Origin of the sequence: Exiguobacterium oxidotolerans JCM 12280 (assembly GCF_000702625.1) — a bacterium.
GTDB classification, from domain to species: domain Bacteria; phylum Bacillota; class Bacilli; order Exiguobacteriales; family Exiguobacteriaceae; genus Exiguobacterium_A; species Exiguobacterium_A oxidotolerans.
This window is the reverse complement of record NZ_JNIS01000001.1, coordinates 1631806-1644943: the sequence shown is the minus strand read 5'-3', so window position 1 is coordinate 1644943 and position 13138 is coordinate 1631806. Positions and strand designations below refer to the sequence as shown.

The window sequence follows — 13138 nt, the reverse complement described above, 5'->3', positions numbered from 1 at the left end:
TTACACGATGCGCTTCACACCTGCTCGTTCTGTTTCCGGTAACCGGGCATACAGTTCCGCGACCGTCATCTCTAAGTGTCGTACTGTATAACCCGGATTCAATTCATGTAACGGTGCAAGGACAAACGCTCGCTCTTGCATCCGTGGATGCGGCACCGTCAATCCTTCTGAATGTATATCATCTGTATTATAAAGAATGATGTCAAGATCTAACGTTCTGGGACCATTCTTGAACAATCGTTTCCGTCCCTCTCGGCGTTCGATCTCTTGCAAGTGCGCGAGCAACACCTCGGCGGACCAACTCGTCTCAAGTTCGACGACCATATTGTAAAACAGGTCTTGATCGAGATAGCCGACAGGAACAGTCTCATAAATCGAGGACGGACGAATCGTTTGAATCTCCGGGTACGCTCCCATCGCTTCGATTGCAGCATGTAAGTGACCTGCCTTATCCCCGATATTCGACCCAAGGGCGATGTAAGCACGGTTCATACGTAATCCCCCCGGACCCGATTGATTTCTACCGCGACATGCTCATAGTGTCCTGCAATCGGCGGATCTGGTTTGATGACTTTGACGGTCGCTTCCAGGATTCGTGGATCAAGCAAAAAGACGTGTCGGACGATTCGGTCCGCGAGTGCCTCGACCAACTGAACGGCCTCCCCTTCGACGACATGTTTCGTCGCTTCATAAAGCTCCGCATAATTGACACTTTCCCGTAAATCATCCGTCTCGCCAGCTCGTGATAAATCGAGTCCGATTGACAGATCCACATTAAAGCGTTGTCCTAATTTTGTTTCTTCTGCGAACACTCCATGATAACCATAAAAACGCATCCCTGACACGTGTATGCGATCCATCTTTATTCCCCCTTCGGTAATTCTGCTGCAAGCATCGCGTCCATCATCAGAGCGGCCCGTTTGATTTCTTTCACGTCGTGGACACGCATCCACTCGCAACCTTGTTGGATTCCGTAACAGACGGTCGCGATCGTTCCTTCCACCCGTTCCGTCGCCGGGAGTCCGAGCGTCAATCCGATGAGTGACTTGCGTGACGTCCCAAGTAAAACCGGGTATCCAAAATCTGTCGCAATCGCGAGATGACGCATTAAAAATAAATTCTCTTCATACGTTTTCATGAAGCCAATCCCGGGATCGAGCCAAATCCGATTTTCCGAGACACCTGCCTGCTTCGCTAGCCGGATTGATTCTTCGAGGTCGGCCCGGACTTCGGCTAAGACGTCTGTTCCGTGTGGTTCCGTCCGATTATGCATCAGGATGATGGGAACTTCGTGCCGGGCAGCGACCGTTACCATCGAACGGTCGCCCCATTTCGAACCCCAGACGTCGTTGATGAGATCTGCACCAGCACGGACCGCGGCTTCAGCGACTTCCGGTTTATACGTATCAATCGAAATCAAGACGTCGAGCTCACGCTTCAAGCGACGAATCACTGGAACAACGCGGTCGATTTCATCTGCTGCTGAAACAAATGTCGCACCCGGTCGCGTCGATTCTCCACCCACATCGATGGCATCTGCCCCGTCCGCAACAAGTTGCCTAGCATGACGGACAGCGAGCTCGACATCGATGTATTGACCCCCATCTGAAAAAGAATCAGGTGTCACGTTCAAAATACCCATGATTTTCGTCATCGGTTCCCCCTCCTCGACCACCGTGATTCAACTGCGGCGTCGAATAGCTGACGAACATGTTGATAGCCGCTTCCCGATTGACCTGGGAACGTTCGTCCGTCAAGTGATGAAACGGCGACGGCTTCTTGAACGGAATTCGTGTAGAGAACCTCGTTTGCCTCCATCAACTGCGGTAACAAAGCAAGACGTTCTTCGACAACCAACTCTTCTATTAAAAATTGCCGGGTGATGCCGTTCAAGGCACCTGTTTCAAGCGAAGGGGTGAACCACTTTTCACCATAACGCCAAAAGATATTCGACGTGATACCTTCACAGATGAAGCCTTCCTTCGTCAAAAAGAGGCCTTCTGCTTCCTGATTAAATAGTTGACGTTTCGCAACTAAGTTATTCATGTAGTGATGCGACTTTAAGCGATACGCCGTTTCCGGTGTACTCCGGGGCAAACGGACCGTTTCGAGCGCCCGCTCCGTCGCTTGTCGCGCGCCGATTGGTCTTGCATAAATCACGACCGTCGGTACATCATACCGCTCAACCGATAATCCAATTTCACGCGGACCTGCTGAAACGTTTAAGCGGATATATAAATCTCCTGTCGCGTGGACGCGGCATAACGCTTCGACTGCTTCAAGGAGCTCATCGCGCGTATAAGGAACATGGATTCCGATTGCCGCACAACTCATCTGGAGCCGTTCGATGTGATCATCAAATAAAAACGGATGTCCCGCATACGTCCGAAAGGTCTCAAAAATCCCCATCCCGTACAGGTAACCATGGTCAAACGGTGAAATCCGAACCTCTTCTTCTTTTACTACCTGTCCATCATGCCAAAGATACATATCGATTCAACTCCAAAAAGTTTTTTAACATCTGCTTCCCGTCTCGGGTCAAGATCGCTTCCGGGTGGAACTGGACCCCGACAATCGGCAACTCGCGATGCCGTAGGGCCATGATTTCTCCCCCTGCTTCTGCTGTGATCTCTAAGACATCCGGAAATGTCTCCCGTTCGACGACGAGCGAATGGTATCGTGTCACCGGTGTATCTTGAACGATGCCTTCAAACATCCCGGTCGCGTCGTGAGACAACAACGAGACCTTCCCATGCATCAACTCTTTCGCCCGGACGACTTGTCCGCCGAACGCTTGACCGATCGCTTGATGACCGAGGCAAACACCGAGAATCGGCAGCTTGCCCGCGAAGTATTCAATCGCAGCAAGGCTAATGCCCGCTTCATTCGGCGTACAAGGTCCAGGCGAAATCACTAAATGGTCGGGGTTGAGTCGTTCAATCTCCTCAAGTGTAATCGCATCATTCCGAAACACCCGGATGTCTTGCCCGAGCTCCCCAAAATATTGGACTAAGTTGTACGTAAATGAATCATAGTTATCAATCAATACAATCATGTCGTTCCCTCCGCTATTTCTTTTGCGACCCAAAGTGCCTTTGCCTTACTAAGTGATTCCTCATACTCACTTGCCGAGTTGGAATCGGTGACGATTCCTGCTCCCGCTTGGATATACGCGACCCCATCCTTTGCGACAAGTGTCCGAATCAAGATGTTGAAGATGGCATCGTCCGCCCAACTGATAAATCCGAGTGACCCTGTATAAATACCACGTCGGACCGGTTCTAACTCCTCGATAATCTCCATCGTCCGGATTTTTGGCGCGCCAGTAATCGTCCCACCGGGGAACATCGCTGCGAGAACATCGCTCGCACCTTGATGTTCCGCGACTTTTCCCCGAACGTTCGAGACGATATGTTGCACATGAGAATATTTTTCGATCACCATCAATTCATCGACATGAACGGACCCATACCGGCTGACCCGCCCCAAATCGTTGCGTTCTAAATCGACGAGCATAACGTGTTCCGCCCGTTCCTTTTCATTGTCGAGCAGCGTCTTCGCCAGTGCTAAATCTTCCGCTTCATCCTTCCCACGCGGACGGGTCCCGGCAATCGGACGCGTCGCGAGATCGTCTCCGATTTTTTCGACGAGCAACTCAGGTGACGCCGAGACGAGTGTCAACTCTTCATCGACGAAATAGCCCATGTAAGGCGACGGATTCACTTGCCGTAAAACATCATAGATGTGCGCCGGCGATGTCAAGAGACGTTCATGTTGACGAACTGCAAGATTGACTTGAAAGACGTCACCCGCTTCAATGTAACGTTTGACGCGGTCAGCCGCCTCGACAAAGTCGGCTTGTTCGAACGACCGCCCCCGCTCTAGCCATTCACTTGAAGCCGGGTGAAAAACTGGCGCAGGGCTCTCTACTTTCCAAGCAAATACTTCAGTTTCAAGTGCTGCTTCCGCTGCCTCGACCGTATCACGCGTCACGGCAACGAATAACTGACCTGCCTGTTCGTCATACACGGCGACTTCATCGTACCAATACAACGAAAGATCGGCTGTTTCTAAATCGTCTTCCGCTTCGTCTGGTAATCGCTCTAAATACCGGACAGCGTCATAACTGACGTAGCCTGCCAGTCCACCGAAAAATGCAGGCATCCCGCCAGGACGAGCCGACGCATAACGCGCACGCAGTTCTTCAATCAACGCAAATGGTGGATCCATCCGTTCTTCGACACCTGAGGAAGTCGTAATCGTTGTCCGTCCCGCCTTTGTCCGGAGCTGTCCGACCGGGTGCACACCAGCCATCGTGTAGGAACCGATACGACCACTTTCGAGCCAGATATGACCGGTTTGTTCCTTTGTCCGCTCCACATAACGGTTATAAAATTGTTCCTTCGTCCATGTAAATGCTACATATCTCGTCTGTCGCACTTGCGTCCCCCACCTCTGTACATATTCTGTCCTCATTATACGCAAAAAAAAGACACACGGGAGTCGAATGACTTCCATGTGCCTGAAAAAATTATAGTTTTGAACCCTCTTCTTCTTCGACTTGATAGAGTGGCGTACTGAGGTAACGCTCTCCATTCGAAGGAATGATCGCTAACACATTTTTTCCTTTCCCAAGACGTTTGGCTGTTTTAAGGGCCGCAGCGATGGCAGCACCTGAAGAAATCCCACCGAGAACGCCGTTTGATTTCGCGGCACGGCGCGCGTGATCAAATGCTTCTTCCGTCGTGATTTGTTCAACACCATCATAAATGTGTGTATCAAGAATCGAGGGTACGAATCCAGCACCAATTCCTTGAAGCTTGTGCGGACCCGGTTTACCACCTGAAAGAACAGGTGAATCCGTTGGTTCGACTGCGATGATTTCGATTCCTGGGAAAGCGTCGCGTAACACTTTACCAGCACCCGTGATCGTCCCACCTGTTCCGATTCCGGCGATGAAGGCATCGAGTGACAATCCTTCGAACGCTTCAACGATTTCAGGTCCTGTCGTCTGTTCATGGACGACGGGATTTGCTCCGTTGTTGAATTGTTGTGGCATGAAATGACCATGTTCTTCTGCTTCTGCCGTCGCTCGCGCGATTGCACCCTTCATTCCTTCTGGACCGGGTGTTAAAATCAACTCCGCGCCGTACGCACGAAGAAGAGTTCGGCGTTCCATGCTCATCGTTTCTGGCATGACGAGGATGGCCCGGTATCCTTTCGCAGCTGCGACCATCGCAAGACCAATTCCCGTGTTGCCACTCGTCGGTTCGATGATCGTATCGCCTGCTTTCAGTTTTCCAGCTTCTTCTGCCGCTTCAATCATCGACAGCGCAATCCGGTCTTTGACACTTGACCCGGGATTCATATACTCCAGTTTCAAGTAGACATCTGCATCCTCTGGTCCTGTCAGATGATTCAATTTCACGATCGGCGTGCGGCCGACTAAATCTAGTACTGAATTTGCAATACGCATGACCATTCCTCCTCATAATGAAAAACCTTTAATTCCAAGTAATCCGATAAATCAATTATCAATGGACTGGATGAAATCTGTCAATCAAAGCGCTCCACGGTAGGTTTCGTTCCATTTTTGGATTGACGTTCTACCGCTTCCTGAATCAAACGATCGAGTGTATCTTGTTCGTGTTCTTTACGCATTACTTGATAGACATCCGCTCGTGTGATGTCTTCGTCTCCGACTGTCGCGACGACGTCTTCAAGCGGTCCACCGATACTTTCTTGGACGATCTTCGGAGAATCGACTTTCGGTAGTTCTCCCATGAAGGCATATGCTCCCGTTAAAAAATTCGTCAACAGTAAGATGAAAATCAACATCCACAAGTACTTAGAGTTTACATTTCCCATTTTCAGACCCTCTTATGCTCGTTCGAGCGATTTTTCACGAAGTGATTGTAATTCTTCGACGCCATACTGATAGTGTTCTGAACAGAAATGACAAACCGCCTCTGCTCCACCATCTTCATCAATCATCGATTGAATCTCGTCAGGTCCAAGCGCCACGATTGCTGTCGCGAGCTTTTCGCGATCACATGTGCAACCAAACGTAACCGGAACTGTATCGAGGACTTCATATGATTCACCGAGGACGAGTTCAAGCATTTCTTCCGGTGTTTTTTCTTCTCCGACAAGAATCGAGATTGGTTTTAATGCGGCGACTCGTGCTTCGAGTGCGGCAATTGTTTCTTCCGATGCACCTGGCATCAATTGCACGATTAACCCACCTGCTGCGATGACCGACTCATCTTCCGGATAAACGAGCACGCCGGCACCGACGACAGATGGACTTTGTTCTGAGACTGCGAAGTAGTACGTAAAGTCTTCACTGATCTCACCGGTTTGAATCGGTGATTGCCCTCCGACGAAGTCACGAAGTCCTAAATCTTTGATGACAGAAATATTTCCGCGACCGACTGCATCGCCGACTTTTAATTTCGTCAGACCGTCTGCATTGACGTACGTATCCATTTCGACACGCGGATGGCTGACATACCCACGGACCGTTCCTTTTGCATCAGCATCAACGATGATTTTCCCGATTGGTCCGTCGCCTTCGACTTTCAGGGTCACACGTGTATCGCCTTTTTGCATCGTTCCCATCATTGCACCGATTGTCAGCGTCCGGCCAAGTGCTGCCGTGACGACCGGTGTCGTTTGGTGCCGGAGCTGTGCTTCATACACCGACTTTGTCGAACGGATTGCAAATGCACGGACTTCTCCGTTAAAACCAAGTGCTCGTACTAAATAGTCATCTTTTAATTGTGCTAACAATTCTTCACGTTTCATTATTTTTTCCCTCACTTATTTCGTTCGTAGATAATACGCAACCCTTCAAGCGTCAAAAATGGATCGACGACTTCAATCGTTGCGGATTCCTCGCTGATTAATCGGGCTAACCCACCAGTCGCAATGACTTTAGCTTCACCCATTTCTTCTTTCATGCGGTGGACAAGACCATCGACTTGCGCGACATATCCGAAGTATATTCCGGATTGCATCGCATGGATCGTGTTCCGTCCAATCGCGGATTGTGGTTTCGCGATTTCAATCCGCGGTAGTTTTGCCGCCTTGTTATAAAGCGCCTCTGTCGACACCATGACGCCTGGTGAAATGATTCCACCGTAATACCGTTTTTGTGAATCGATATAACAATAGGTCGTTGCTGTCCCAAAGTCGACGACAATCAATGGACCATCATACTTGACCGTCGCAGCGACCGCGTTGACGATTCGGTCTGCCCCGACTTCCCGCGGGTTATCCACTTTTAGGTCGAGCCCGGTTTTGATACCCGGCCCAATCACGAATGGGCGTCGATTGAAATAGCGGACGCACATGTTCTCGAGTGGGAACACGACGGGGGGTACGACAGATGATAACACGATTCCCTCGATTTCTTCCACGTTTAAGTCTGCATCCCGGAACAAGGCTTTGACAAGAATCCCATACTCATCTGTCGTCCGCGTCCGATCGGTTGCGATCCGCCAGTGCTCGACTAACGTCTGCCCAGCATAGACACCCAGTACGATATTCGTATTTCCAACATCAATTACTAAGATCATTTGACTGATTCCCCACTTTTCTATACGATACCTGCAATATACGTTGTGATTATACCACGTTGGCTAGGCTTCACCTACCGAAGTGCGCAAGCATTACGGCATATAAAAACAGGACCAGCACCCACGTTTTTGGGTACTGATCCTGTCTTGTTGTGTCAGCGATTAAATTTGATCATCACGGCGTGGTTGATCAGGCTTTTCTACGTCCACATTTTGACCTTCGTCGATGACTGAACCACGTTGTGTCGGAGATTCTGTCGGTTCATCGATGACAGGAGTCGTCGATTCCGGTTTCTTCTCGTCTTCCGTTTGTTCAGCTACCACTTCTGGCTCGTTCTTCTTGTATTCACCTGTCTCGATGAGGTGGTGAATTTGTTTTTGATCCAGCGTTTCAACTTCAAGTAACGTCGTCGCAATCAAATCAAGCTGATTGCGTTTCTCCGTCAAGATCGTTTTCGCTTTTTGGTAACAGCGGTTGATGATCGCTTGGATTTCCGTATCAATCTCATGCGCAATTGCGTCCGAGTAGTTTTGTTCATTTTGGAAGTCACGTCCTAAGAAGACATTTCCACCTTGACCTGAACCGAACTGAAGCGGTCCGAGTTTTTCACTCATCCCGAACTCCATGACCATCTTACGCGCAAGTCCTGTCGCACGTTGGAAGTCATTGCTTGCTCCGGTCGATACTTCACCAAAGACGATATCTTCCGCGACACGACCACCAAGTAATCCAGTGATCTTATCTTCAAGTTCTGGTTTTGTCATGAAGTAACGATCTTCTTTCGGAAGCATGACGACGTAACCGCCGGCATTCCCACGAGGAACGATTGTTACTTTATGCACTTCATCCGCATCATCAAGTGTGACCCCGATGATCGTGTGACCTGCTTCGTGCCACGCGACGATTTTTTTCTCTTTCGGCGAAATGATCCGGCTCTTCTTCGCTGGTCCAGCGATGACACGGTCAATCGCTTCTTCAAGATCGACGATCGAAATCTTATCGCGGTCGGTACGTGCTGCAACGAGTGCTGCTTCGTTCAACAGGTTTTCAAGGTCGGCACCTGAGAATCCTGGTGTCCGTTGTGCGATTGCTTTTAAATCGACTGTTGAGTCGAGCGGTTTATTGCGTGCATGTACTTTAAGAACTGCTTCACGACCGACGACATCTGGACGTTCAACCGTAATTTGACGGTCAAAACGACCTGGACGAAGCAAGGCTGGGTCCAAGATATCGGCACGGTTCGTTGCTGCGATCATGATGATGCCTTCATTTTCACTGAATCCGTCCATCTCAACGAGAAGTTGGTTCAATGTTTGTTCACGCTCATCATGTCCGCCACCGAGACCTGCGCCACGTTGACGACCGACTGCATCGATTTCATCGATGAAGATGATACACGGTGCATTTTTCTTGGCATTTTCGAAGAGATCACGTACACGTGACGCCCCGACACCAACGAACATCTCAACGAAGTCAGAACCTGAAATCGAGAAGAATGGAACGCCAGCCTCACCTGCTGCTGCACGTGCAAGTAACGTTTTACCTGTACCTGGAGGACCGACAAGAAGGACCCCTTTAGGGATACGTGCACCGAGACGTGCAAATTTACGTGGGTCTTTCAAGAATTCGACAACTTCGACGAGTTCTTGTTTCTCTTCGTCTGCACCAGCGACATCCTCAAACGTAATTTTCTTTTTCTCCGTATCATAGAGGCGCGCTTTTGATTTACCGAAGTTCATCACACGGCCACCGCCGCCGCCACCTTGTGCTTGATTAATTAAGAAGAAGAAGAGAATGAATATGATGATGAACGGGACGATCGTCGTCAGTAACGCGATCCAACCGCCATTCGTCTCTGCTGCTTTAAAGTCCATATTGACACCTTGACTGCGCAATTGTGTATAAAGATCCGTTAACTCCGTATCAACAGCTGGAACAACCGTTTCATACGTCGAATCCTTTTCACGTAAATCACCAGTCACATTATACGTCTGTCCTTCGTACTGGAAGGTAGCCGTCTTAATTTCACCTTTTTCAACCGACTCGACAAACTGTGTGTAATTGATTTCTTTGCTTTTGTTCACTGGACTCTGCAAGTATTGCAGAAACAAGATCAAAGCTAGAAAAATGACCCCAAACACGAGGGTATTCTTCACTGCTCGGTTCATCTTATGCCTCCTCTCCGCACCAACTGACATACCTTCATCAACTGATACGAATCCTGACGCGGCAAAGCGCGCTTTGTAATTGGTTTCATCTTATCATGTGACAGTCAAGATTAAAAATAATTAGCCACCGTAGACTGCCGGTTTCAACACACCAACATATGGAAGGTTACGATATTTCTCTTCATAGTCGAGACCGTAACCGACGACGAACTCGTGTGGAATCACAAATCCACTATAATCCGCGTGAAGATCATTTTTGCGACCTGACGGCTTATCGAGCAATGTCACGATTTTGACAGATTTTGCTTTACGGTACTTGAAGAGATCAACCAAGTATCCAAGCGTCAATCCACTGTCAATGATATCTTCGACAATCAGGATGTCACGTCCTTCTACAGATGTGTTCAAATCCTTTTCGATTTTAACTTCGCCGGTCGATGTCGTTCCACCGTGGTATGTCGAAACATCCATGAAATCCATCTCAAGGTGCATGTCCATCTTTTTGACGAGATCAGACATGAATGGCATTGCGCCTTTTAAGACACAGACGAGCAGTGGAAAACGATCACCATAATCTGCTGTCAGTTCACCCGCGAGTTCACCGACTTTATGTTGGATCTCTTCTTCCGAAATCAGTACTTTCTCCATATCATTCATTAAGGTCATGCTAGGTATTCCTCCTCCATTTTAAACACTACATTACCATTCTATCATTAAATAAGACCGTGCGAGGAGTTCAAATGACCCGAATTTTGCAATTCGATGTCCGACGACCGCTAAAACTTGACCCGTGGCGTCGACGACGACCGGAACTTCTGCCCGAAGATAACGTGGTACTTTCGCATCAATTAAAATCCGACTCACTTTTTTCGTTCCGATTTCTAGCTGTATCCGGTCCCCTGGCAACTGACTTCGTACCGTCAGCGGGAAAGTAACTTCCGCTAACGGAATCCCTGCTTCCCCGTATGAAAACGTCACATCTCGTTCACCATAACGGTATGTTCCCAAATCAGCCCCTACTTGAAACGATTCAAGTGCAGAATCTGTCGTATCTTTCTCGATACAGGTCAAGTATCCGTACGCGCGGCGAATCCTCCAGTTTCCATAATACACTTCGCTCGAGGGCATATCTACTCGGAGCCATGCTAAAAAGCGATCGAAATCCTCTGAGGTTAATCGGACATCCGGTAAGAGCACTTGTAAAACGAGTCGTCTCAAATCTGTCGGTAGCTGGTTGATCTCATCGATTACTATCCCATCATCCGTCATATGTCGCGCTACTAACGCTTCGACGTACGCTAAGTGCTCCTCCTGTATCGTTTGACGAAGCCGTGCGGCACGGACCGTCGCTTCTTCAAACCCCGGGCGCACTTGAGCGAGCCTTGGTAAAATATCGTGCCGGATTTGATTTCTTAAGTATTTCGTTTCCGCATTTGTCGCATCCTCACGCCACTCGATTTGTTGACGCGTCGCATAAGCCGTCAGTTCCTGTTTCGTCCAGTTCACCAGCGGACGATGCAACTGACCGGGACCGAACGGGCGGTGAATCGGAATCCCGTCAATCGTCGCTTCACCTCGCAACAACTGAATCAATAACGTCTCCAGTTGATCGTCACGATGATGTGCTAAAACTAAGTGACTCCGATTCGTCTCTTCCATTAAATTTTCAAAAAACTGATACCGTTTCTCGCGACAACGGGCTTGATTCACCCGTTGTCCATCCCATTCTAAACGGATCGTCCGGAACGGGAGATTACGTTCAAAGGCCCAGTTTTCGACAAACGCGGCTTCTTCATCCGATGCTGCACGAAGCCCATGGTGGACATGGGCAATTAAAAGATCAAACTTCGCCTCGTGCAACAGATGCGCGAGTACCATCGAGTCGCAGCCTCCGGATACGCCGACGATGAGCGGTTCATTCGGAACAGGAGCAATCGTTTCCATGATGTACGCATCCCCTTTTTCGAATCTACTATACTAAAAAAAGCCACCTCTATATAATAGAGATAGCTTTTAAAGAATGACCCGTACGGGAATCGAACCCGTGTTACCGCCGTGAAAGGGCGGTGTCTTAACCGCTTGACCAACGGGCCAAAAAAAATATGGTAGCGGCGGAGGGAGTCGAACCCACGACCTCACGGGTATGAACCGTACGCTCTAGCCAGCTGAGCTACACCGCCATATTTTTAACTCGTGCGTCTTAAGCACATTTTCTATAATACGGTGGAGTCAAATGAAAGTCAACGCTTTTTATAAAAATAATTTCAAAAAAATAAAAGATGGAATGAACAGCGTCATTCCATCTCTATTCTTATAAAGAACAGGTCAGCAAGTTATTGACGTTTAGCACCGCGTCCGCCACGTTTTGAATCCGTTTGGCGTTTGAGTGTCGCAAGACGATCTTCACTGTCTTTGAGGAAACTCGTCATCAACGTATCGAACGTTTGCTCTTTACGTGGAGCAGGTGCTCCGCGACCACCTTTGTTGAAACCTCCACGGTTTCCGCCGCCACTGCCGCCACCACGTGGGCCTTTATTATCAAACTGACGTGGTCCGCGATCTTGACCGGCCGGGCGTGGGCCACGGTCGAATTGACGCGCAGGACGTGGACGTTCGCCTTCTGGACGATCGACAGCCTTCTTGATCGAAAGACCGATTTTTCCATCGTTTTCTACACTCAAGACTTTAACTGTGATTTCCTGTCCAACCGTCAAGACATCATTGATATCTTTAACGTAAGAATCTGCCACTTCGCTGATGTGAACGAGACCGGTTTTTCCAGTCGGTAATTCTACGAACGCTCCGAAATTAGTGATGCCTGTAACTTTCCCTTGCACTTTGCTGCCTACTTCAATCGACATAAATTGTATTGCTCCTTTTTAGTTGATTCATTTCTTATTATACGAGTGATTACATATTTTTTCAATCAATCGGCAAGCTTCCGTTAATCTTCCGGTGAGAAATAGAAAATCGTTTCGCCTTTTTTCGAGTACAGTAACTCGCTTCTCGCTAAGTTCGCAACGTATTCTTTATCATTCAACCGTTCGATTTCTTCTTTCAGACGTGCCGACTCTTTTTTTGCTTTCGTTTGCTCTTGTTGCGCGACCTGGAACGATTGATTTTGTTCAGCAATCAATTGTTTCTTTTCGATGTATGACCACCCCATGAGAGAAAGGACGATGAGAAAGATTGACATACAAATCAAGAAACGCTTTTTTAAGCGCGATCGGTTCTCAATCGCATTTCGGCTTAATTGCTTTTTACGATCATTGAGTGGTTTAATCTTTGGTGGTGTTTGACGACCTGATTCTAACGGTGCCGGCATATCATCCCTCCTTATCCGAGTGGTCATCTCTGACACTCTTTAGTATACTTCCTTTTTCAGGTAA

At 48.6% G+C, this 13138-nt stretch carries 15 protein-coding genes and 2 tRNA genes; all 17 read right to left on the bottom strand.

Features of this window, described 5'->3' with window-relative positions:
- A complete protein-coding gene (gene folK / locus P403_RS0108365) occupies window positions 1-492 on the bottom strand; it encodes a 2-amino-4-hydroxy-6-hydroxymethyldihydropteridine diphosphokinase (RefSeq protein ID WP_029332229.1) in 492 nt (163 codons plus the stop codon).
- Complete coding sequence (gene folB, locus P403_RS0108360) at window positions 489-860, bottom strand: dihydroneopterin aldolase (protein ID WP_029332228.1); 372 nt, start codon at window positions 858-860, stop codon at window positions 489-491. The genes folK and folB overlap by 4 nt, the downstream gene beginning before the upstream one ends.
- 2 nt (window positions 861-862) lie before the next feature.
- Window positions 863-1654 carry a dihydropteroate synthase gene (gene folP, locus P403_RS0108355; protein ID WP_029332227.1) on the bottom strand — a complete coding sequence of 264 codons (792 nt, stop codon included), beginning with the start codon at window positions 1652-1654 and terminating at the stop codon, window positions 863-865.
- A complete protein-coding gene (pabC, locus tag P403_RS0108350) occupies window positions 1651-2490 on the bottom strand; it encodes an aminodeoxychorismate lyase (RefSeq protein WP_029332226.1) in 840 nt (279 codons plus the stop codon). Before pabC ends, folP begins: the two co-directional genes overlap by 4 nt.
- Entirely contained in the window at window positions 2474-3055 is a 582-nt protein-coding gene (locus P403_RS0108345) for an anthranilate synthase component II (protein WP_029332225.1), read from the bottom strand. The genes pabC and P403_RS0108345 overlap by 17 nt, the downstream gene beginning before the upstream one ends.
- The gene (locus P403_RS0108340) at window positions 3052-4440 is read right to left on the bottom strand and encodes an anthranilate synthase component I family protein (RefSeq protein ID WP_029332224.1); all 1389 of its coding nucleotides are present in this window, start codon (window positions 4438-4440) and stop codon (window positions 3052-3054) included. The genes P403_RS0108345 and P403_RS0108340 overlap by 4 nt, the downstream gene beginning before the upstream one ends.
- 91 nt (window positions 4441-4531) lie before the next feature.
- Window positions 4532-5476, bottom strand: a complete 945-nt coding sequence (gene cysK, locus P403_RS0108335; RefSeq protein ID WP_029332223.1) for a cysteine synthase A — start codon at window positions 5474-5476, stop codon at window positions 4532-4534.
- An 80-nt stretch (window positions 5477-5556) separates the two neighbouring features.
- Entirely contained in the window at window positions 5557-5868 is a 312-nt protein-coding gene (locus tag P403_RS0108330; protein ID WP_029332222.1) for a SurA N-terminal domain-containing protein, read from the bottom strand.
- A 12-nt stretch (window positions 5869-5880) separates the two neighbouring features.
- The gene (gene hslO / locus P403_RS0108325) at window positions 5881-6807 is read right to left on the bottom strand and encodes an Hsp33 family molecular chaperone HslO (protein ID WP_029332221.1); all 927 of its coding nucleotides are present in this window, start codon (window positions 6805-6807) and stop codon (window positions 5881-5883) included.
- Window positions 6808-6818: 11 nt separating this feature from the next.
- On the bottom strand, window positions 6819-7580 hold the full coding sequence (locus tag P403_RS0108320; protein ID WP_029332220.1) for a type III pantothenate kinase: 762 nt from the start codon (window positions 7578-7580) through the stop codon (window positions 6819-6821).
- A gap of 162 nt (window positions 7581-7742) precedes the next feature.
- Window positions 7743-9749, bottom strand: a complete 2007-nt coding sequence (ftsH, locus tag P403_RS0108315; protein ID WP_029332219.1) for an ATP-dependent zinc metalloprotease FtsH — start codon at window positions 9747-9749, stop codon at window positions 7743-7745.
- A 120-nt stretch (window positions 9750-9869) separates the two neighbouring features.
- Complete coding sequence (hpt, locus tag P403_RS0108310) at window positions 9870-10415, bottom strand: hypoxanthine phosphoribosyltransferase (RefSeq protein ID WP_012368964.1); 546 nt, start codon at window positions 10413-10415, stop codon at window positions 9870-9872.
- Window positions 10416-10448: 33 nt separating this feature from the next.
- Window positions 10449-11693, bottom strand: coding sequence for a tRNA lysidine(34) synthetase TilS (gene tilS, locus P403_RS0108305; protein ID WP_029332218.1), 1245 nt, complete (start codon window positions 11691-11693; stop codon window positions 10449-10451).
- A gap of 77 nt (window positions 11694-11770) precedes the next feature.
- Window positions 11771-11842: transfer RNA gene (locus P403_RS0108300), tRNA-Glu, on the bottom strand.
- 10 nt (window positions 11843-11852) lie between these two features.
- Window positions 11853-11929 (bottom strand) — tRNA-Met (locus tag P403_RS0108295).
- 153 nt (window positions 11930-12082) lie between these two features.
- Complete coding sequence (locus tag P403_RS0108290) at window positions 12083-12610, bottom strand: S1 domain-containing RNA-binding protein (RefSeq protein ID WP_029332217.1); 528 nt, start codon at window positions 12608-12610, stop codon at window positions 12083-12085.
- Between the two features lie 83 nt (window positions 12611-12693).
- Complete coding sequence (locus P403_RS0108285; RefSeq protein WP_029332216.1) at window positions 12694-13074, bottom strand: FtsB family cell division protein; 381 nt, start codon at window positions 13072-13074, stop codon at window positions 12694-12696.
- Window positions 13075-13138 lie beyond the last annotated feature (64 nt).